The sequence below is a fragment of the Streptosporangium vulgare genome (assembly GCF_042428775.1).
GTDB lineage: Bacteria > Actinomycetota > Actinomycetes > Streptosporangiales > Streptosporangiaceae > Streptosporangium > Streptosporangium vulgare.
In genome coordinates this window covers 151,306-170,894 of the sequence record NZ_JBHMBS010000014.1, presented here as the reverse complement: position 1 = coordinate 170,894, position 19,589 = coordinate 151,306, and the positions used below count along the sequence as shown (strand labels likewise).

Here is a 19,589-nt window from a genome sequence, read left to right as displayed (position 1 = left end):
TCAGGACTTCGGAACTTCAGGACTTCGGAACTTCAGGACTTCGGAACTTCAGGACTTCGGAACTTCAGGACTTCGGAACTTCAGGACTTCGGAACTTCAGGACCGCCGGACGGGGTCAGCTGGCCCAGTCGAGCAGCGGGCGGGTGTTGCTGGGGTGGCGGAGCTTGGAGAGCGACTCCTTCTCCAGCTGGCGGATGCGCTCGCGCGTCAGGCCGAGATACTTGCCGATCTCGTCGAGGGTGTGGGGCTTGCCGTCGACGAGGCCGAAGCGCAGGGCCATGATCTTGGCCTCCCTGGGGGAGAGGTTGCCGAGCACGCCGCGCAGCTGCTCGCCCAGCAGCTGGCGGTCGACGACCTCCGAGGCCTCGGGCGAGTCGATGTCCTCGATGAGGTCACCGATGGTGGTCTCGCCGTCCTCGCCGATGGTGGCGTTGAGGCTGATCGGCTGGCGGCTGGTGCGCAGCAGCTCCTCGATCTGGTCGGGCGTCTTGTCGAGCTCGACGCCCAGCTCCTCCGGCGTGGGCTCGCGGCCCAGACGCTGGTGCATGTCACGCTCGACGCGCGACAGCTTGGAGAGCATCTCCAGCACGTGCACCGGCAGCCTGATGGTGCGGGCCGAGTCGGCGAAGCCGCGCTGGATGGCCTGGCGGATCCACCACATGGCGTAGGTGGAGAACTTGTAGCCCTTGGTGTAGTCGAACTTCTCCACCGCGCGGATCAGGCCCAGGTTGCCCTCCTGGACCACGTCGAGCAGGGCCATGCCCCGGTCGGTGTACTTCTTCGCCACGGAGACGACCAGGCGGAGGTTGGCCTCCAGCATGTGGTCCTTGGCCCGGCGGCCGTCCTCGGCGATCCACTCCAGGTCGTCGCGGGCGACCGCGGACAGGCCCGGTTCGGCCTCCAGCTTGGACTCGGCGTACAGCCCGGCCTCGATACGCTTGGCCAGCTCGACCTCCTGCGCGGCGGTGAGCAGGGTGCGGCGGCCGATCGACTTCAGGTAGGTGTGCACCGAGTCGCCCATGACGGAGGACTGGTCGTCGAGGTCGAGGGTCGGCTCGACCTCCACCTCGGCCTCCTCCGGCGGGTTCCACTCGTCGTCGAGCTCCGCCGCGGCGTCCTTGCCGTCCTTGACGTCCTTCGCGGTCGCGGTCTTCCTCGCGGCCCTGGCGGCCTTGAGGCCGCCCGCGGGCTCCGCTCCGGTGGCGGCGGCGTCCGGCGCGGCGGCACCGGCCTCGGTGGTCTCGGTCTTCGCCGCGCCCTTGCGCGCGGGCGCGGCCTTGGCCTTGCGGGCCGGGGTCTTGGCGGAAGTCTTGGCGGGGGTCTTACGGGTGCTCTTGGCGCCGGACAGCGCGGGCTCGTTCTCGGCCGCCAGGCTGACGCCCGCCTCGGTGAGCTCTCGCAGGATCGACCTGCCCTCGGTGGGGCTGATGCCCGCCTCGGCGAAGGCGTGGCGCAGCTCCGCGAGGGAAAGGTGGCCCTGGACTCGCCCTCGGTCAAGGAGCTGGTCGAGGGTCGTCGGGGCCTCAGATGAGGTCGCCACGGCGGTTGGGGGCATGAGGACACCTCCTCCATCACGGAGTCTTCTGAATTTACGGTCTGCTGGTCTTGGGGTGGGGCGGTCTGGGGGCCGCTCAGCGCACCAGTACCAATAACCCCAGTCAAGAACTTTCTGTTCCCGACCCGACCCGGAAAATGTGAAGGGCGGACCGCCTTCCCGGCGATCCACCCGCACCTGGGCGCCCGGGAGAGCCTATTCGATCACTTCCACGGGGCCCTCTTCCGCCGGGCCCGGAGAGCCTTCGAGCACGGGGCCGTCGACCATGGGCATCGGGAAGGGCTCCGCCTCTTCCAGGCGGTTCTCGTTCCAGTAGCCGACGACCTTCTCAGGGTCGGGGTTGATCTCCTTGGACACCACGTAGTCCTCGGCGGGAGGGGTGGGTGTGGTCGGAGACGGCTCGTGCGAGGGCGGTCCCGGCTCGTTCGGGGCGATCGGCACCGGCTCGGCCGACGGTTTCTCCGCCCTCCCGATCCCGCCCGACGCGGCGGCCGCCGTGACGGATATGCCGCCGGCGAGGACCAGGCTCACGATTCCAGCCGAGACCCATGTCTTCCGGGTGACGTTCATCGGGCTTGTCCTTCCTGCTTCGGCTACCTGTTGGACGTGTCACGGCACCTTCACGGTTCCCGATCACGACCATAACGGAGAGTTTCAAGATCTGGCTTGCCATTGGCCAAAAGCGGTATTTCGGGCACAATGACCAGCTCGGCGGGGGCCGCGTAGGCGGGCAGCCGCTCCTTGGCGAAGGCGCGCAACTCGGCCAGGGACGGCGGGGAGGACGAGACGACGAAGGCCACCACCCGCTCGCCCCACTCGGGGTCGGGGCGGCCGACCACGGCGGCGTCGGCGATCGCGGGATGCTCGGCCACCACGGCGGCCACCGCCGCGGCGACGACCTTCTCGCCCCCGGTGTTGATGACGTCGTCGGCCCGCCCCAGCACGCGCAGCCGCCCGCCCTCCAGGACACCCAGGTCCGAGGTGAGGAACCAGCCGCCGTCGCGGACGGCCTCGGTGAGGTCGGGGCGCAGCCGGTAGCCGGAGAACAGCACGGGCCCGTCCAGGCGGATCCGGCCGTCGTCGCCGACGTCGACCCCGACCCCGTCGAGGGGCTCGCCGTCGTAGACGCACCCGCCGCAGGTCTCGCTCATGCCGTACGTGGTGATCACCCGGGCCCCGGCCGCGCGGGCCGCGGCGAGCAGGCCGGGGGGAGCGGCGGCGCCGCCGAGCAGGATCGTCCTGAACGTCGACAGAGGCGGCAGGCGCGTCGAATCCGTCTGGAGCAGCCTGCGCAGCTGGGTCGGCACCAGCGAGACGTGGTCCGCGCCGCTGGAGAGCACGGCCTCGGGGGAGAACCCGTCGTGCACGATCGGCTCGGTCCCGCCCAGCAGGGACCTCACCAGGACCTGCAGGCCGGACACGTGCGAGGGGGGCAGGCAGCACAGCCAGCGCTCGCCGGGCCCGGCTCCCAGGCGTCGCAGCGAGGCCGACGCGGAGGCGAGCAGGGCCTCGGCGGACAGTTGCGCGCCCTTGGGCGCGCCGGTCGAGCCGCTGGTGGCGATGACCACCGCGACCTCGGCGGGCACGCCGACGCCGCCCTCGCGGGGGACCCCGTCGACGTGGGTCGGGCGCAGGGCGTCGAGCGTCGCCCGCAGCGCGGGGGCGGGCAGGGTGGGGGAGAGGGGCAGTACGGCGGGGCCGCGGCCGTCCAGCGCCGCGCCGACGGCCCGGAACAGCTCCGGGCCCGGCGCCGACACCACGGCGTGCAATTCCCGTTGCACGGAAAGCCACTCCTCATGCACAGGAATGGTCATCACAGTCGTAAGGTTAGTGCCGAATGCCGGACAACAGCCGGGGTGGTCCCGGTAAAGCGGAGAGGGTGAAGCCATCGTGGGCACGGAGCGGGTCGACCCGGGCGTGGACGAGCAGGTGGTGGCGGAGACGGCCTCCGAGCGCGACGGCGCGGTCGACTGGAAGAGGTCCGGGCAGTACGAGGACATCATCTACGAGACCGGCGAGGGCATCGCCAAGATCACGATCAACCGCCCCGAGCGGCACAACGCGTTCCGCCCGACGACGCTCTTCGAGCTCAAGGACGCCTTCAACGTCGCCCAGGAGGACGCCGAGGTCGGTGTGATCATCTTTACCGGCGCGGGCGACCGGGCCTTCTGCTCCGGGGGCGACCAGAAGATCCGCGGCGACGACGGCTACGTCGACAAGTCCACCCCGCACGTCGGCCGGCTCAACGTGCTCGACCTCCAGGTCCAGATCCGCCGCTGTCCCAAGCCGGTCATCGCGATGATCGCCGGTTACGCCATCGGCGGCGGCCACGTGCTCCACGTGTGCTGCGACCTGTCCATCGCCGCCGACAACGCGGTCTTCGGCCAGACCGGCCCCAAGGTCGGCTCCTTCGACGGCGGCTACGGCTCCTGGCTGCTGGCCGAGACCGTCGGCCTGAAGCGGGCCCGCGAGATCTGGTACCTCTGCCGCCAGTACGACGCGCAGAAGGCCCTCGACTGGGGCCTGGTCAACGCGGTCGTGCCGCTCGCCGAGCTCGAGGCGGAAACGGTCAAGTGGGCCAGGGAGATGCTGGACAAGTCGCCGCTGGCCCTGCGCATGCTCAAGGGCGCGCTGAACGCGGTGACCGACGGCGCCGCGGGGATGCAGCAGTTCGCTGGTGACGCCACCCTGCTCTACTACATGAGCGAGGAGGCGCAGGAGGGCCGCAACGCGTTCAAGGAGAAGCGCACCCCCGACTTCGGCAGGTTCCCGCGCCGCCCCTAGGGTCGGCCGGAGACGGGTCACCGTTCCCGGGGGCGGCGAAGACAGGCCGCCGTCCTCAGGGACGGCCGAAGGCAGGTTCCAGTGCGGCGGCGTGCGGCGGGGGCACGTGCTCCCGCCGCCCCCGGGCAGCGGGGATCGGGACGGGTCCGGTCCCCGGGCGCGCCGTCCCGCGTAGGTGAGGTCGCTTTCGCGCGCCTCAAGACGGACTCACCCCCGGGTGCGGAGATAAGGAGGCGGTGCGGTGAATCCCGCGACCGCGCTCGCGACGGTGCTGGTCGACGAGCTGGCCCGCTGCGGTCTCACGGACGTGGTGCTCGCACCCGGTTCGCGCTCGGCGCCGCTCGCCCTGGCCGTGCACGCCGACAGCCGCATCCGGCTGCACGTGCGGGTGGACGAGCGCTCGGCCTCCTACCTGGCGGTGGGCCTGGCCCGCCGCAGTGACCGTCCGGTCGCCCTGATCTGCACCTCCGGCACCGCGGCGGCCAACTTCCACCCGGCCGTCATCGAGGCGCACGAGTCGGGGGTGCCGCTGCTGGTGCTCACCGCCGACCGGCCGCCCGAGCTGCGCGACACCGGCGCCAGCCAGACCGTCGACCAGATCAAGCTGTACGGCACCTCCGTCCGCTGGTTCAGCGAGGTCGGCGTGCCCGAGGACCGCCCCGGCCAGGTCGCCTACTGGCGCTCGACGGCCTGCCGCGCCTACCAGCGCGCGATGGGCCCGTACGACCCCGGCCCCGTCCACCTCAACGTGGCCTTCCGCGAGCCGCTGATCCCGGACGGCGACCCGTCCTGGTGCGAGTCCCTGGAGGGCGACGCCGGAGGCCCGTGGGTCCGTTCCAGGGTGGCCTCCCCGCCGGTGGCGCTGCACCTGCCGCCGACCCGGCGAGGCGTGCTGGTCGTCGGCGACGGCGCGACCAACACGCGCAGATACGTGGCGGCGGCGGGCATGGCCGGGTGGCCGGTCCTGTCGGAGCCCAACGGCGGCGCCCGCTACGGCGACCACGCGATGTCGGCCTACCACTTCCTGCTGGGCACCCCGGAGTTCGCCGACCGGCACCGCCCCGACGTCGTGGTCACCCTGGGCCGCCCCGGCCTGTCCCGGCCGCTGCTCAACTGGCTGAGGCACGCGGGCGAGCACATCGTGGTCGCCCCCGACCTGACCCGCTGGCCCGACCCGACCCGCTCGGCCACCCAGGTGGCCCAGGTGGTGGAGATCCCGGTCGCCGCGGGCGACGACGTGTGGCTGCACTCCTGGCGCCGCGCCGAGGCGGCGGCGAGGAACGCGATCGACGAGGTGCTCGACGGGGAGGGGCTCAGCGAGCCGCGCCTGGCCCGCGACCTGGCGGAGGCGCTGCCCAACGGGTCGCTGCTGTTCTCCGGCTCCTCCATGCCGATCCGTGACCTCGACCAGGCGATGCGTCCCCGCCGGGGGCTGCGGATCATGGCCAACCGGGGGGCGGCGGGCATCGACGGGGTGGTGTCGTCCGCGATCGGCGCCGCCCTCGCCCACAACGGCCCCTCCTACGCCCTGATGGGCGACCTGACCTTCCTGCACGACCAGAACGGGTTGCTCCTCGGCTCCCGCGAGCCGCGCCCCGACCTCTGCCTGGTCGTGGTGAACAACGACGGCGGAGGGATCTTCTCGCTGCTTCCCCAGGCCGCGCTGCGCGACCCCTTCGAGCGGGTCTTCGGCACCTCGCACGGGGTGGACCTGGGCTACGTGGCCGCGGCCACCGGCACGCCGTACACCTTCGTGGACGAGCCGGGCCAGCTGGTCAAGGCGCTGCGCGGCGACGGGCTGCGGGTGGTCGAGGTGCGCACCGACCGGGAGTCCAACGCGAGGCTGCACGCCATGATGCGCGACGCGGCCCACGCCGCCGTCCGCGACGCCACGGCGTGACGCGCGCTCCCGGGGGCAGGCGGTGACGCGCGCCCCCGGGATCACCCGGTACGGCCGGTCGTGACGCCACGCCACGCCACGGTCCGTGACGCCGTCCGTGTCGCGCTTCGTGTCGTCGGTGCAGTCGGTGCCGTCGTACGGCGAGGTCACGTGACGTCGCGGCGGAGCGTCAGCGCGTGGGCGGCGAGCACGGTCACCGCGACGTAGCCCGCGAACAGCAGCCCGCCGGCCCAGACGGGCAGCAGCGCGCCGCCCAGGGGCATGCCGCTCAGGGCGCGGGCCGCCCCGGTCGGCAGCCACCTGCCCAGGTCGGGCAGGAAACTGACGAGCAGGTAGTCGGCGTACATGAACCAGGCCAGTGCCACCGCCACCGCCGCGACCTGGTTGCGGATCAGGGCTCCCAGCCCCACCCCGAGCAGGCCGTACAGGACGACCGCGAGCGCCGAGCCGAGCAGGACCGAGGGCACCCGGGGGGTCCAGACGGGGTGACCGGCCAGGCCGAGCATGACCAGGCCCGCCACCAGCGTGACCAGCGCCGAGACCGTGGCGATCACCAGGCCCACGATCCCGTACGCGGCCAGCTTGGCCCTCACCACCCGGTCCCGCCCGGGGCTGACCAGGAACTGCCAGGTGATCGTCTGGTGGCGGTTCTCCCCGGCCATGCCGAGCACGCCGAGCACCAGGGTGAAGACGTAGGCCTGCTGGGTCATGCTGTAGACGTTCTCGATCCGAGCGTCGAGCGGCGTCCCGCCGCCCTGTCCCATCAGGAGGACCATCAGTCCCGCCCAGGCCACGCACAGCGGGGGCGCGAGGGCCGCCAGGATCCAGGTGGTGCGGCTCGCACGCGCCTTGAGCAGCTCGGCGCGGATCAGGCCGGTCATGCGGTCACCTCCATGTAGAGCTCCTCCAGGTCGGTCTCCGGGCTGAGCGGGCCCTGCCAGGCGAGGCGTCCGGCCCGTAAGACGATCGCGTGGTCGGCGATCTGCTGGATCTCGGCGAGCACGTGCGTGGAGACCAGGACCGTGCGCCCCTGGTGGGTGTAGGCCCGCAGGAAGCCCCGCAGCCAGCGCATGCCCTCCGGGTCCAGGCCGTTGGCGGGCTCGTCGAGGATGAGGATCTCCGGGTCCCCCAGCAGGGCGGAGGCCAGGGCGAGCCGCTGGCGCATGCCCAGGGAGAAGCCGCCCACCTTGCGGCCGGCCGAGGCGGTGAGGTCGACCTGTTCCAGCACGTGCTCCACGCGCCCGGGTTCCAGCCCCGCGGCGAGGCGGAGCGCCTCCAGGTGCGTACGGGCGCTCAGGCCCGGGTGGAAGGCCGTGGCCTCCAGCACCGCGCCGACCGTGGAGACCGGGCGCTCCAGGTCGCGGTAGGGGCCGCCGCCGATGGCCGCGCCGCCCTCGGTGGGCGTGACCAGGCCGAGGATCATGCGCAGGGTGGTGGTCTTGCCCGCCCCGTTGGGGCCGATGAAGGCCGTGAGTGTTCCCCGTTCCACCGTGAACGACAGGTCGTCGACGGCTCGTACCCCGCCGAACGACTTGCCGAGGTGGGTGACGCTGATTGCTGACATGCCCTCGACGATGGCCCCGGAGCGGGTGGGGAAGCACGGTCCCGGGGGTGGAACCCGCGGCGTCCACCCGGGAGGAGGGGGCGGCGGCCGGGGGTGGAGACGATCTCCACCCCGGGGCCCATGGCCCGGTGCCGGAGGCATGGATAGCTTGTGGTCGTGACGTTCCTCCGCCGTCCCTCGGTGCGATGCCTCCTCGCCGTCGCGCTGGCGGTGTACCTGCTTCTCAGCCCGCTGCTCGCCGTGGTCGAGATGGGCCGGCCGGGCCTGCTCACGGTTCTCCCTCTCGGCGCCGCCGCCTTCGGCTGCTGCGTGGGGGCGCTGCTGGGCCGGGACGAGCGGCGCAACGCCTGGCTGCTCGCGGCCACCCTGGCCGGCGGGCTCGCCCTGCACGCGATCAGTCGCTACAGCGGCATGGGGTTCCTGTACGTCGTCGTCTTCACCGCGCCGTTCAGGACCCGTTTCTGGCCGGCGGTGCTCCTGGTCGCGGCCGACATGGCCGGGACGACGGGCCTGTCCCTCCTGGTCGGGCTGCGGGACTGGGAGGTGTGGGGCAATCTCTTCGGCCTCACCTACGTCGCCGTCGTCGTCTTCCTGATGCGGTACGTGAAGACGACCAGGGAGCACGCCGTGGCGCTCGCCGAGGCGCGGGCGGGCGAGGCCGTGCTGGCCGAACGGGCACGGCTGGCCAGGGAGGTCCACGACATCCTGGCGCACTCGCAGTCGGCGCAGATCGTCCACCTGGAGGGGGCGCGGCTGCTGCTGGAGCGGGGCGAGGACCCGGCGGCGGCCCTCGACCGGGTCAACCGCGCCGTGCGGCTGGCGCGCGCCGGGCTGGAGGAGACCCGCCGGGCGCTCGACGCGCTGCGCGGGCAGGAGCTTCCGCTGGCCGAGCGGCTGGAGCGGCTGGCGGTGGAGTTCCGGTCGGTGACCGGCTCGTCCTGCGCGGTCTCGGTCACCGGGGACCTCGGCTCGCTGGAGGCGGGGGCCAGGCTGGCGGTGGCCAGGACCGCGCAGGAGGCGCTAACGAACGTGCGCAAGCACGCGCCGGGTGCCGCGGTGTCGGTGGCGCTGCGCCGGACCGGGGCGTGGTGCGAGCTGGAGGTGCGCGACACGGGCGGCCCGCCGGGTTCGCCGGGTTCGTCAGTGTCGAAGGGAGGGGGATACGGGCTGGTGGGGATGCGCGAGCGGGCCGAGCTGATCGGTGGTTCGCTGGCCGCGCGGCCGGGCGCGGAGGGCTTCGAGGTCCTGCTGCGGGTCCCGGCGTGAGCCGCCCGCGATGTCGTTCCGCCACGGGGGCGGGAACGGCACCGGGGCCCGGGGGCGGGTTCCGAGGGACTTCGGGAGACGACGAGGGGCTTTCGAGGGACGGCGAGGGACGGTGAGGGACTTCGATGGACCGCGAGGGGCTTCCGAGGGTTCGATGGACCGCGGGGGACTTCGAAGGACTGTGAGGGACGAGGAGGGCCGGGGTGACCGTGCGGGTGCTGGTGGCCGACGACCAGACGGTGGTGCGCGAGGGGCTGGTGCTGCTGCTGGGGCTGCTGCCCGGCATCGAGGTCGTGGGGGCCGCGACCGACGGGCGGGAGGCGGTCGGGCTCGCTGACTCGCTCAGGCCCGACGTGGTCCTGATGGACCTGCGGATGCCCCGCATGGACGGGGTGGAGGCGACCCGCAGGATCAGGGCGGCCCACCCGGAGATCCACGTGGTGGTCCTGACGACGTACTCCGACGACGAGTCGGTCTTCGCCGCGCTGGGCGCGGGGGCGCGGGGTTACCTGACCAAGGACGCCGACGCGGAGTCCCTGGCCTCGGCCATCGCCACCGTGGTCGGGGGCGAGGCCCAGTTCGACCCGGCCGTCCAGCGACGGCTCGCCGAGGCGGTGGCCGGGAGCCGCCGCGCGCCGGACCTGCCGGACGGGCTGACCCGCAGGGAGAGCGAGGTGCTGGGGCTGATAGCGGCGGGCCGTTCGAACACGGAGATCGCCGGGGAGCTGTTCATCTCCGAGGCGACGGTCAAGACGCACATCAACAATCTCTTCGCCAAGGCGGGCCTGCGTGACCGGGCCCAGGCGGTGACCTACGCCTTCCGGCACGGCCTGGTCCCCGACTGACCGGGCCGGGGAACACCGGCGGACACCGGCCCGGGGGTGGCGGGAACGGCCGGTTCCGGTAGGGCCTGGTCCTCGATCGGCCGGGTCGGGGACACCGGCCCCGGGGCGGTGGAACGGCCGATGACTGTCAGGTCTGGGGATGTGGGGACGCCTTCACGGGGTCAGGGTGGATCGCGTACGGATTCACCTCACGGGTGCCCGTCGAAGGGAAGTGCCATGCGACCTGACGTCAGTTTGACCGGCTACGAGGCGGTGGCGGGTTTCGGTGACTACGCCGAGGCCCAGCGTGCCGTGGACCGGCTGTCGGACCAGAAGTTCCCGGTCGAGCACACGATGATCGTCGGAGTGGGGCTCCGGCTCGTCGAGCAGGTGCTCGGGCGGCTGACCTATCTTCGCGCCGCGGGGATGGGCGCGGCGACCGGAGCCTGGTTCGGACTGCTGATCGGCCTGTTCTTCGCGATCTTCACTCCCGGGCGGTTCCCCTTCGTACTGGTCCTGTGGGGCCTGATCTGGGGCGCCATCGCCGGAGCGATCTTCGGACTGGTCGGCCACGCGCTCACCGGGGGCAAGCGCGACTTCCTCTCGTCGAGCGCGATCGTCGCCGACCGCTACGAGGTACTGGTCGCGGCCCCGCACGCCGCCGAGGCGCGCAGGCTGCTCGACGTGGGCTCGTCACAGCAGATGCATCAGCAGATCTGACCGGCGTCCGCCTCCGGTCCTCCGGTCCCCGGCCTTCGGGCCGGAGCCCGGACGGACGGGGCGCCGGGCGCGGGCGGCGTCGCCCGCGCCGCCGTCCCGTGCCCGGATGTCTGGTCGCCGTATCACCGGATCGCCGGGTCGCCGGCCGGGCTGCCGGGTTCACCGGGTCTCGCGTTTCCGCCGGGCCCCGGTCGTCGCCGGGTCCTGGTCTTCGTCGGGTCCGGGCCGTATTGAGCTCGATCTTCAACCGGGCCCGCGTCTTCGCCGGGTCCGGGCGAGGCGCGGAACCACCGAGCCCGGGGTCGCCGGGATGTCGTGGGCGGGGCGGCGGTGCCGTCCGGCGAGCGCCGGTGCCACAGCGCGGCCGGTGCCACAGCGCATAGGAGGGCAGCATGCCTAAAGCAGTCGGAATCGACCTGGGTACCACCAACTCGGTGATCGCCACGATGGAGGGCGACAAGCCCACGGTGATCCCCAACGCCGAGGGAGCGCGGACGACGCCCTCGGTCGTGGCGTTCACCGACAACGGTGAGCGCCTGGTCGGGCAACTGGCCCGCCGCCAGGCGATCCTCAACCCCAAGGGGACGATCTACTCGGCCAAGCGCTTCATCGGCCGCCGCCACGACGAGGTCGCCAGCGAGCTGACCGCCGTGTCGTTCGACGTCGTCCCAGGCCCCGACGGGGCCGTCCGCTTCAAGATCAAAGAGAAGCTGTACGCGCCCGAGGAGATCGCCGCGGCCGTCCTGCGCAAGCTCGTGGACGACGCCTCGAAGTTCCTGGGGGAGAAGGTCACCGAGGCGGTCATCACCGTGCCCGCGTACTTCAACGACTCCCAGCGCCAGGCCACCAAGGACGCCGGGAAGATCGCCGGGCTGGAGGTCCTGCGGATCATCAACGAGCCGACCGCGGCGGCCCTCGCCTACGGCCTCGACCGCCAGGAGAGCGAGACCGTGCTCGTCTTCGACCTGGGCGGCGGCACCTTCGACGTCAGCGTCCTCGCCATCGGTGACGGCGTCGTGGAGGTACGGGCGACCGCGGGCGACTCCCACCTGGGCGGCGACGACTTCGACCGGCGCGTCGTCGACTACCTCGCCGACGAGTTCCAGCGGGACAACGGCATCGACCTGCGCCAGGACCCCCAGGCCCTGCAGCGGCTGTTCGAGGCCGCGGAGAAGGCCAAGGTCGAGCTGTCGGCGGTCACCCAGACGCAGATCAGCCTGCCCTTCATCACCGCGGACGCCTCGGGTCCCAAGCACCTGAACACCACGCTCAGGCGCTCGACCTTCGAGGAGATCACCGCCGACCTGCTCGAACGGTGCAAGGGCCCCGTCCGGCAGGCGATGGCCGACGCCAAGCTCACCGCCGACGACATCGACGAGGTGATCCTGGTGGGCGGCTCGACCAGGATGCCCGCCGTGCAGAACCTGGTACGCCGCATGACGGGCGGCAAGGAACCGAACATGACGGTCAACCCGGACGAGGTCGTGGCGCTGGGCGCCGCGGTCCAGGCCGCCGTGATCAAGGGCGAGCTGAGGGACGTCGTGCTGCTCGACGTGACCCCGCTCTCCCTGGGCATCGAGACGCTCGGCGGGGTGATGACGAAGGTCATCGAGCGGAACACCACCATCCCGGCCCGCCGTTCAGAGACGTTCAGCACCGCCGAGGACAACCAGAGCGCCGTGGACGTCGTCGTGCTGCAGGGCGAGCGCGAGCGCGCCGCCGACAACCGTTCCCTGGGCCGGTTCCGGCTGGAGAACATCCGTCCGGCGCCCCGTGGCGTCCCGCAGGTCGACGTGACCTTCGACGTCGACGCCAACGGGATCCTGAACGTCTCGGCCAAGGACAAGGACACCGGCGCCGAGCAGCGCATCACGATCAGCGAGAGCTCGAACCTGGACATGAGCGAGGTCGAGCGGATGGTCGCCGACTCCGAGCGGCACCGCGAGGAGGACCAGCGGATGCGGCAGGTGGTGGACGCGCGCAACGAGCTCGACAGCGCCGCCTACCAGGTGGAGCACCGCCTGGCGGAGCTGGGCGACTCGGTGCCGGTCCACGAGAAGGCGCGGGCCGACATGCTGGCGCACGACGCCCGTGACGCGATCAAGCAGGAGGCCCCGCTCGACCGGGTCCGCTCGCTCACCGCCGAGCTCCAGCAGGTCTACCACAGCCTCGGCGCGGCCGGCTCCGGCGCCCAGGGGGCCGCGGGCGGCCCCGGAGCCGCGGGGGCGCCCGGTTCCCCGGGTGGCCGGAACGACGACGTCATCGACGCGGAGTTCACGACCGATGAGTGAGACACCCGGGCGTGGCCGGTCCGTCCCGCGCCGTGCCGGGGAACCGCGCGGCGGGTACGACCCGCCCGGCCGGGAGCCGCGGGACCGGGAGCCGGACGTCCAGGAGGGGCAGGCGGGCACCCATGACGCCGACGCCCATGACGCCGACGCCCAAGGCGCCCAAGGCGCCCACGACACCTCGGGCACCTCCGACGGTTCGGACACCACGGACGGCCTCCGGGACCGCGTCCTGGAGCTCCAGGAGCTGGTGGCCGATCTCCAGGACCGCTGGCGGCGCGCCCTCGCCGACCTCGACAACCTGCGCAAGCGCGTCAGCAGGGACGCCGAGCGGACCCGGTCGGAGGAGCGGACGCGGGCCGCCGGGGAGTGGCTGCCCGTGCTGGACAACCTGGACCGCGCGCTGGAGCACGCGGAGACCGATCCCGGCTCCATCGTGGACGGGATGCGGGCGATCCGCGACCAGGCGCAGGAGGTGCTGTCCCGCCTCGGCTACGCGCGCCGCGACGACACCGGGGCCGTGTTCGACCCGGCCAGGCACGAGGCGGTGGGCGTGCTCGCGCGGGAGGGCGTTCCCGACGGCACGGTCCTGCAGGTGCTGCGTCCCGCCTACGGGGACGGCGAACAGCAGCTGCGGCCCGCGCTGGTCGTGGTGGCCAAGGGGGCATGATGCCCCCCGACCGGGACTTCTACGAGATCCTCGGCGTGCGGCGGGGGGCGAGCCAGGAGGACATCCAGCGCGCCTACCGCAAGCTGGCGCGGGCCAACCACCCCGACGTCAACAAGGACCCGGCCGCCGAGGACCGCTTCAAGGAGGTCTCCGAGGCCTACAGCGTGCTGTCCGACCCCGAGACCCGGCGCCGCTACGACGCGTTCGGGCCGGAGTTCCGCCAGGTGCCCGACGACGTGGACCCGGAGACGTGGGCACGGGCCAGGAGCCGCGGCGCGGGCGCCGGCCGGGGCGGGGCCGGTGCCCGGGGTGCGGGCGCGGGCGCGGGTTTCGGCGGTTTCCAGGAGGGGGTCGATCTCGACGACCTCTTCGGGGGGCTGTTCTCCGGCAGGAGGGGCCGGCCCGGCGCGAGCTGGGGGCCGATCCCCGGTGCCGACCAGGAGGCCGAGATCGTCCTGACCGTCGAGGAGGCGTACCGGGGCGGGCCTCGCTCCATCACCGTCGGTTCGCGCGGGTTGCGGGTCGACATCCCGCCGGGCGTCACCGACGGGCAGCGCGTCAGGCTGGCCGGGCAGGGCGGCAGGGGCGGCGACGGGGCGCCCCCGGGAGACCTCTACCTGATCATCAGGATCGCCCCGCACCCCCGCTACCGGATCGAGGGGCGCGACCTTCACGTCCTGCTCCCGGTCACCCCGTGGGAGGCGGCGCTCGGCGCCGCCGTCGCGGTCGACACCCCCGCGGGCGAGGCCAAGGTCAAGGTGCCGTCGGGGACGTCCAGCGGCAGGCGGCTGCGGCTGCGTGGCCGGGGGATGCCCAGCCGCGGCGACAAGCCCGGTGACCTGTACGCCGAGGTGCGCGTCATGGTCCCGGACCGGTTGGCGGAGGAGGAGCGGGAGCTGTTCGAGCAGCTCGCCGCGGTCTCCGCGTTCGACCCGAGGAGGCGGAGATGACCCACTCGTTCCCGGAGCGCGGGACGCCCCGCCCGGGCCCGCCCCCCGCCCGCCCGCGGGCGGGCACGGCCGGCGGAGAGCGCGCCGGGCCCGCCTCGGGCAAGGGCGCGGCCTCTCGTACCCGAGAGGGCCGCCGGGAGGCCCGGCAGGAGACGCGGCAGGAGACCCGGGGAGAGGCTCAGCGGGAGACCTCGCGGGAGACGGGCAGGACCTACCAGCTGGCCAGGCCCGAGCGCCTGGATCTGGAGACGTTCGCCAGGGCGACGGGAACCCACCCCGAGCTGGTGCGGCGCCTCGTCGTGCTGGGCGTGCTCGACGCCCGGACCGACGCCGCCGGGCATCTGTGGCTCCCGCCCTCCCAGCTGCTCACCATGGCGCGGATCCGGCGGCTGCGGGCCGGGTTCTCGATCAACTACGCGGCGCTCGGCCTCGTACTGGACCTGCTGGACCGCATCGCCGACCTGGAGGCCGCCCAGCGCGGTCGTCCCCGACCCATCGGAGGATCGCCGTGGACATGAACCGGCTGACGCAGAAGTCGCAGGAGGGGCTGCACGACGCGCAGACCAAGGCCCTGCGTTTCGGGCACACCGAGGTGGACGGCGAGCACCTGCTGCTCGCCCTGCTCGACCAGCCCGAGGGGCTGACGCCCCGCCTGCTCTCGTACGCGAACGTCGACACCGACCGGCTCAGGACCGAGCTGGAGGCGGAGCTGGGCCGCCGCCCCCAGGTGAGCGGTCCCGGCGCCTCGCCCGGCCAGGTCTACGTGACGCAGCGGCTCTCGCGCCTGCTGGAGACGGCCAAGCGGGAGGCCGACCGGCTGAAGGACGAGTACGTGTCGGTGGAGCACCTGCTCATCGCCCTGATCGAGGAGGGCAGCTCGACCTCCGCCGGGCGGCTGCTGCACGAGCAGGGACTGACCAGGGACGGCTTCCTCAAGGCGCTCACCGCGATCCGCGGCAACCAGCGGGTGACGTCCGCGATGCCCGAGGTGGCGTACGAGGCGCTGGAGAAGTACGGGCGCGACCTGGTGGCGGACGCCGTGTCGGGCAAACTCGACCCGGTCGTCGGGCGCGACGCCGAGATCCGCCGCGTCGTCCAGATCCTGTCCCGCAAGACCAAGAACAACCCGGTCCTCGTCGGCGACCCCGGCGTGGGCAAGACCGCCATCGTGGAGGGTCTCGCTCTGCGGATCAGCCACGGGGACGTGCCGGAGGGGCTCAAGGGCAAGACGGTCTTCAGCCTCGACATGGGCTCGCTGGTGGCCGGGGCCAAGTACCGGGGCGAGTTCGAGGAGCGGCTCAAGGCGGTGCTGAACGAGGTCAAGGCGGCCGAGGGGCGGATCCTGCTCTTCGTCGACGAGATGCACACCGTGGTGGGCGCCGGGGCCGCCGAGGGCGCCATGGACGCGGGCAACATGCTCAAGCCCATGCTCGCCCGGGGCGAGCTGCACATGATCGGGGCGACGACCCTCGTCGAGTACCGCAAGCACGTCGAGAAGGACGCCGCCCTGGAGCGACGGTTCCAGCCGGTGATGGTCGACGAGCCGTCGGTCGAGGACGCCGTGTCCATCCTGCGCGGCCTGCGCGAGCGCCTGGAGATCTTCCACGGGGTGAAGATCCAGGACAGCGCGCTGGTGGCGGCCGTCGTGCTGAGCCACCGCTACATCTCCGACCGCTTCCTGCCGGACAAGGCCATCGACCTGGTGGACGAGGCGTGCGCGATGCTCCGCACGGAGATCGACTCGATGCCCGCCGAGCTCGACGAGCTCACCCGCAGGGTGATGCGCCTGGAGATCGAGGAGGCCGCGCTCGCCAAGGAGGAGGACTCCGCGAGCGGGACCCGGCTGGAGGAGCTGCGCAGGGAGCTCGCCGACCTGCACGCCGAGGCCGACGCCATGCGGGCGCAGTGGGAGGCCGAGCGGCACGCCCTGCGCGCCGTCCAGGCCCTGCGCGCGGAGATGGAGCAGGTACGCGCGGAGGCCGAGCGGGCCGAGCGCGACTACGACCTCAACCGCGCCGCGGAGCTGCGGCACGGCAGGCTGCCCGAGCTGCTGCGGCGGCTGGAGGCCGAGGAGGAACGGCTGTCCGCCAAGCAGGGGACGTCACGCCTGCTGCGCGAGGTCGTCACCGACGAGGAGATCTCGATGATCGTCTCCCGGTGGACGGGCATCCCGGTGAGCCGGCTGCGCGAGGGCGAGCGGGAGAAGCTCCTGCGGCTCGACCAGATCCTGCACGAGCGGGTGATCGGCCAGGACGAAGCGGTACGGCTGGTGGCCGACGCCGTCATCAGGGCCCGCTCCGGCATCAAGGACCCGCGCCGCCCGATCGGGTCGTTCATCTTCCTGGGGCCGACGGGCGTCGGCAAGACGGAGCTGGCCAAGGCGCTCGCGGAGGCGCTCTTCGACACCGAGGACAACATGATCCGCATCGACATGAGCGAGTACCAGGAGCGGCACACGGTGAGCCGCCTCGTCGGGGCGCCCCCCGGCTACGTCGGGTACGAGGAGGGCGGCCAGCTGACCGAGGCCGTGCGGCGCAAGCCGTACTCCGTGGTGCTCTTCGACGAGGTGGAGAAGGCGCACGCCGACGTCTTCAACACGTTGCTGCAGGTGCTCGACGACGGGCGGCTCACCGACGCGCAGGGCAGGACCGTCGACTTCCGCAACACCGTCCTGATCATGACCTCCAACCTCGGCTCCGTGTACCTCCTCGACGGCGTCACGCCGACCGGGGAGATCAAGCCCGAGGCGCAGCAGCACGTCATGACCGAGCTGCGCTCGCACTTCCGTCCCGAGTTCCTCAACCGCGTCGACGACATCGTGATCTTCAAGCCGCTCACCCCCGAGGAGATCGAGCGCATCGTCGGCCTGATGTTCGTCGAGCTGCGGACCCGCCTGGAGCAGCGGGGCGTCCGGCTGGAGGTCACCGAGGCGGCGCTGCGGCACATCGCCGAGCGGGGCTACGACCCCGTGTACGGCGCGCGCCCGCTGCGCCGGTTCATCGCCAGGGAGGTCGAGACGCGCATCGGCCGCGCGCTCCTGTCGGGAGAGGCGGAGGAGGGGGCCGTGGTCCGGGTGGACCTCGCCGGGGACGAGCTCGTCGTCACCTACGGGTGAGCCGCCACCTGCGGATGAGGGGGGCCGGTGATGTCATCGAACATCGTGCGACGCCGAAGTCGCGGGAAGAGGAACCGGACGCCCGCGCCCACCGGGCGGCGCGCCTGGGTGGAGGGCGCGATCACGCTGGTGAACCAGCCGGTGGGCGAGCCGGTGAACGAGCAGGTGGGTGAGAGGAGCGGCTGAGATGGACGCGCTCGCCGAGACCCCGGACCACCGGGGGGCGTTTCCCCGCCTGGACGAGGCACAGATCGGCAGACTCGCGACCTGCGGCGTCCGCAGGCCGGTCCGGACGGGCGAGGTCCTGATCAAGGAGGGGGAGGACCACCCGGAGTTCGTCGTCATCCTCACGGGCAAGGTGGCCGTCGTCGAGGACGAGCGGGTCCTGTGGATCCACGGGCCGGGCCGCTTCCTGGGCGGGCTCGAGGCGATCACCGGCCGGAGGTCGTTCCTGACGTCGGTGGTCTGCGAGGCGGGGGAGGTCCTGACGGTCCCCGTCGAGTGGCTGAGGAGGATCGTCGCCCGCGACCACGGGATCGGGGACCTGGTCCTGCGGGCCTACCTCGCCCGCCGCTCGCCGCCCGTCCCCGGCGGGGCCGGGCTGGGGATCGTCGGTTCCCGCCACTCGCCCGGCGGCCGGCGGCTGCGCGAGTTCGCCGCGAGGAACCGGCTGCCGCACCGCTGGACCGACCTGGAGGAGGACGAGGAGGCCGAGGCGCTCGTCCTCGACCTCGGCGTCGCGCCGGACGAGACCCCCGTGGTGATCCTGGGCGGGACCCGGGTCCTGCGCAACCCCTCCGACGCCGAGCTGGCCCGCGCGATCGGACTGCCCGCGCGGACCGCGCCCGGCGACGTCCACGACCTCGTCATCGTGGGAGCCGGGCCCGCGGGCCTGGCCGCCGCGCTGTACGGGGCGTCGGAGGGGCTGGACACGGTGGTGCTGGACGCGGTCGCGGCCGGAGGGCAGGCGAGCGCCTCCTCCCGCGTCGAGAACCACCTCGGCCTCCCCCCGGGCGTCTCCGGCGCGGAACTCGCCGAGCGGGCCGTGATCCAGTCCAGGAGGTTCGGCGCCCGCTTCGGCGTCCCTGCCGAGGCCGTCTCCCTGGATCGGCTGGACGACCACTACGACGTCGGCCTCGGCGAGGGACGGCCCGTCAGGGGCCGCACGATCGTGATCGCCACCGGGGCGCGCTACCGCAGGCTCGACGTGCCGCGCCTGGGGTTCTTCGAGGGCAACGGCGTCCACTACGCCGCGACCGTGGCCGAGGCCGGACTCTGCGGCGGCGGGCCGGTCGTGGTCGTGGGAGGAGGCGACTCCGCGGGTCGGGCGGCCGACTTCCTGGCCCGGCACGCCTCGTCGGTGAGCCTGGTCGTCCGCGGCGGTGACCTGGGGGAGCGCATGTCGCGCTACCTCACCGACCGGATCGGGAACCACCCCCGGGTGGAGGTGATGCTCGACACCGAGGTACGGGAGCTCGTCGGCACCCGCACGCTGGAGGCGGTCCTCACCGAGAACCGCCGCACGGGGACGCGAGCGCTCCTGGAGACGCGCTCCCTGTTCGTCCTCACCGGCGCCGACCCCTGTACGGGCTGGCTGTCCTCCGCCCTCACCCTCGACCGCCGGGGCTTCGTGGTCACCGGCTTCGAGGGCGGCCTGCCCCTGGAGACCAGCCTGCCGGGGGTCTTCGCGGTGGGCGACGTCAGGAGCCAGTCGGTCAAGCGGGTCGCCTCGGCGGTGGGGGAGGGTGCGATGGCGGTCCGGCTGGCCCACGAGCACGTCGCGAGGGAGATGCCCCAGCACGCGTCCCGCACGGTCCGCAGTCCCGCCTGACGGGACCCGCCCGCCTTCGGACCCCGCGTGACACGGCGCGTGACACGGCGCGTGACACGGTCGTCCCGGAGTTCCGCCCGGCGGGGCGTGCGGATCGGCCCGGTGAGGTCGGGACCCGTCCC

17 protein-coding genes are annotated in these 19,589 nt (G+C 72.9%); 12 read left to right on the top strand and 5 right to left on the bottom strand.

The features are described 5' to 3' along the window. Positions 1–115: 115 nt before the first annotated feature. The 3 genes from ACFFRH_RS27370 to ACFFRH_RS27360 form a co-directional block, all read right to left on the bottom strand. A complete protein-coding gene (locus ACFFRH_RS27370) occupies positions 116–1,555 on the bottom strand; it encodes an RNA polymerase sigma factor (RefSeq protein WP_344749159.1) in 1,440 nt (479 codons plus the stop codon). A gap of 195 nt (positions 1,556–1,750) precedes the next feature. Continuing rightward, positions 1,751–2,125: a hypothetical protein gene (locus ACFFRH_RS27365; protein ID WP_344749160.1), complete on the bottom strand. Its 375-nt coding sequence runs from the start codon at positions 2,123–2,125 to the stop codon at positions 1,751–1,753. Between the two features lie 50 nt (positions 2,126–2,175). After that, complete coding sequence (locus ACFFRH_RS27360; protein WP_344749161.1) at positions 2,176–3,336, bottom strand: AMP-binding protein; 1,161 nt, start codon at positions 3,334–3,336, stop codon at positions 2,176–2,178. Between the two features lie 151 nt (positions 3,337–3,487). On the opposite strand from ACFFRH_RS27360, the gene menB reads away from it, so the two are divergent. Further along, the gene (gene menB, locus ACFFRH_RS27355) at positions 3,488–4,339 is read left to right on the top strand and encodes a 1,4-dihydroxy-2-naphthoyl-CoA synthase (RefSeq protein ID WP_344749167.1); all 852 of its coding nucleotides are present in this window, start codon (positions 3,488–3,490) and stop codon (positions 4,337–4,339) included. 241 nt (positions 4,340–4,580) lie between these two features. Beyond that, positions 4,581–6,239: a 2-succinyl-5-enolpyruvyl-6-hydroxy-3-cyclohexene-1-carboxylic-acid synthase gene (gene menD / locus ACFFRH_RS27350; RefSeq protein WP_344749162.1), complete on the top strand. Its 1,659-nt coding sequence runs from the start codon at positions 4,581–4,583 to the stop codon at positions 6,237–6,239. A gap of 146 nt (positions 6,240–6,385) precedes the next feature. Here menD and ACFFRH_RS27345 read toward each other — a convergent pair whose 3' ends face one another. Next, complete coding sequence (locus ACFFRH_RS27345; RefSeq protein WP_344749163.1) at positions 6,386–7,120, bottom strand: ABC transporter permease; 735 nt, start codon at positions 7,118–7,120, stop codon at positions 6,386–6,388. Continuing rightward, positions 7,117–7,803: an ABC transporter ATP-binding protein gene (locus tag ACFFRH_RS27340; RefSeq protein WP_386160567.1), complete on the bottom strand. Its 687-nt coding sequence runs from the start codon at positions 7,801–7,803 to the stop codon at positions 7,117–7,119. The genes ACFFRH_RS27345 and ACFFRH_RS27340 overlap by 4 nt, the downstream gene beginning before the upstream one ends. Before the next feature lie 156 nt (positions 7,804–7,959). Between ACFFRH_RS27340 and ACFFRH_RS27335 the strand changes: the two genes are divergently transcribed. The 10 genes from ACFFRH_RS27335 (at position 7,960) to ACFFRH_RS27290 (ending at position 19,467) form a co-directional block, all read left to right on the top strand. Further along, on the top strand, positions 7,960–9,069 hold the full coding sequence (locus ACFFRH_RS27335; protein WP_386160565.1) for a sensor histidine kinase: 1,110 nt from the start codon (positions 7,960–7,962) through the stop codon (positions 9,067–9,069). A gap of 203 nt (positions 9,070–9,272) precedes the next feature. After that, positions 9,273–9,914, top strand: a complete 642-nt coding sequence (locus ACFFRH_RS27330; RefSeq protein WP_386160563.1) for a response regulator — start codon at positions 9,273–9,275, stop codon at positions 9,912–9,914. Between the two features lie 216 nt (positions 9,915–10,130). Continuing rightward, positions 10,131–10,613 (top strand): YflT domain-containing protein, encoded by a 483-nt coding sequence (locus ACFFRH_RS27325; RefSeq protein WP_386160561.1) that lies wholly within the window; start codon positions 10,131–10,133, stop codon positions 10,611–10,613. A gap of 392 nt (positions 10,614–11,005) precedes the next feature. Then, the gene (gene dnaK / locus ACFFRH_RS27320; protein WP_386160559.1) at positions 11,006–12,904 is read left to right on the top strand and encodes a molecular chaperone DnaK; all 1,899 of its coding nucleotides are present in this window, start codon (positions 11,006–11,008) and stop codon (positions 12,902–12,904) included. Next, positions 12,897–13,571, top strand: coding sequence for a nucleotide exchange factor GrpE (locus tag ACFFRH_RS27315; RefSeq protein ID WP_386160557.1), 675 nt, complete (start codon positions 12,897–12,899; stop codon positions 13,569–13,571). The genes dnaK and ACFFRH_RS27315 overlap by 8 nt, the downstream gene beginning before the upstream one ends. Beyond that, on the top strand, positions 13,571–14,521 hold the full coding sequence (locus tag ACFFRH_RS27310) for a DnaJ C-terminal domain-containing protein (protein WP_386160555.1): 951 nt from the start codon (positions 13,571–13,573) through the stop codon (positions 14,519–14,521). The genes ACFFRH_RS27315 and ACFFRH_RS27310 overlap by 1 nt, the downstream gene beginning before the upstream one ends. Beyond that, positions 14,518–15,039, top strand: coding sequence for a chaperone modulator CbpM (locus ACFFRH_RS27305; protein ID WP_386160553.1), 522 nt, complete (start codon positions 14,518–14,520; stop codon positions 15,037–15,039). The genes ACFFRH_RS27310 and ACFFRH_RS27305 overlap by 4 nt, the downstream gene beginning before the upstream one ends. Next, on the top strand, positions 15,036–17,636 hold the full coding sequence (gene clpB / locus ACFFRH_RS27300) for an ATP-dependent chaperone ClpB (RefSeq protein WP_446697426.1): 2,601 nt from the start codon (positions 15,036–15,038) through the stop codon (positions 17,634–17,636). Before ACFFRH_RS27305 ends, clpB begins: the two co-directional genes overlap by 4 nt. Positions 17,637–17,681: 45 nt before the next feature. Continuing rightward, positions 17,682–17,822, top strand: coding sequence for a hypothetical protein (locus ACFFRH_RS27295; RefSeq protein ID WP_386160549.1), 141 nt, complete (start codon positions 17,682–17,684; stop codon positions 17,820–17,822). A gap of 1 nt (position 17,823) precedes the next feature. Beyond that, positions 17,824–19,467, top strand: coding sequence for an FAD-dependent oxidoreductase (locus tag ACFFRH_RS27290; protein ID WP_386160547.1), 1,644 nt, complete (start codon positions 17,824–17,826; stop codon positions 19,465–19,467). Positions 19,468–19,589 lie beyond the last annotated feature (122 nt).

Coding starts and splice junctions, on each gene's coding strand:
- ACFFRH_RS27370 (WP_344749159.1), bottom strand. CDS start 1,555: ATGCCCCCAACCGCCGTGGCGACCTCATCTGAGGCCCCGACGACCCTC.
- ACFFRH_RS27365 (WP_344749160.1), bottom strand. CDS start 2,125: ATGAACGTCACCCGGAAGACATGGGTCTCGGCTGGAATCGTGAGCCTG.
- ACFFRH_RS27345 (WP_344749163.1), bottom strand. CDS start 7,120: ATGACCGGCCTGATCCGCGCCGAGCTGCTCAAGGCGCGTGCGAGCCGC.
- ACFFRH_RS27340 (WP_386160567.1), bottom strand. CDS start 7,803: ATGTCAGCAATCAGCGTCACCCACCTCGGCAAGTCGTTCGGCGGGGTA.
- ACFFRH_RS27325 (WP_386160561.1), top strand. CDS start 10,131: ATGCGACCTGACGTCAGTTTGACCGGCTACGAGGCGGTGGCGGGTTTC.
- dnaK (WP_386160559.1), top strand. CDS start 11,006: ATGCCTAAAGCAGTCGGAATCGACCTGGGTACCACCAACTCGGTGATC.
- ACFFRH_RS27315 (WP_386160557.1), top strand. CDS start 12,897: ATGAGTGAGACACCCGGGCGTGGCCGGTCCGTCCCGCGCCGTGCCGGG.
- ACFFRH_RS27310 (WP_386160555.1), top strand. CDS start 13,571: ATGCCCCCCGACCGGGACTTCTACGAGATCCTCGGCGTGCGGCGGGGG.
- ACFFRH_RS27305 (WP_386160553.1), top strand. CDS start 14,518: ATGACCCACTCGTTCCCGGAGCGCGGGACGCCCCGCCCGGGCCCGCCC.
- clpB (WP_446697426.1), top strand. CDS start 15,036: ATGAACCGGCTGACGCAGAAGTCGCAGGAGGGGCTGCACGACGCGCAG.
- ACFFRH_RS27290 (WP_386160547.1), top strand. CDS start 17,824: ATGGACGCGCTCGCCGAGACCCCGGACCACCGGGGGGCGTTTCCCCGC.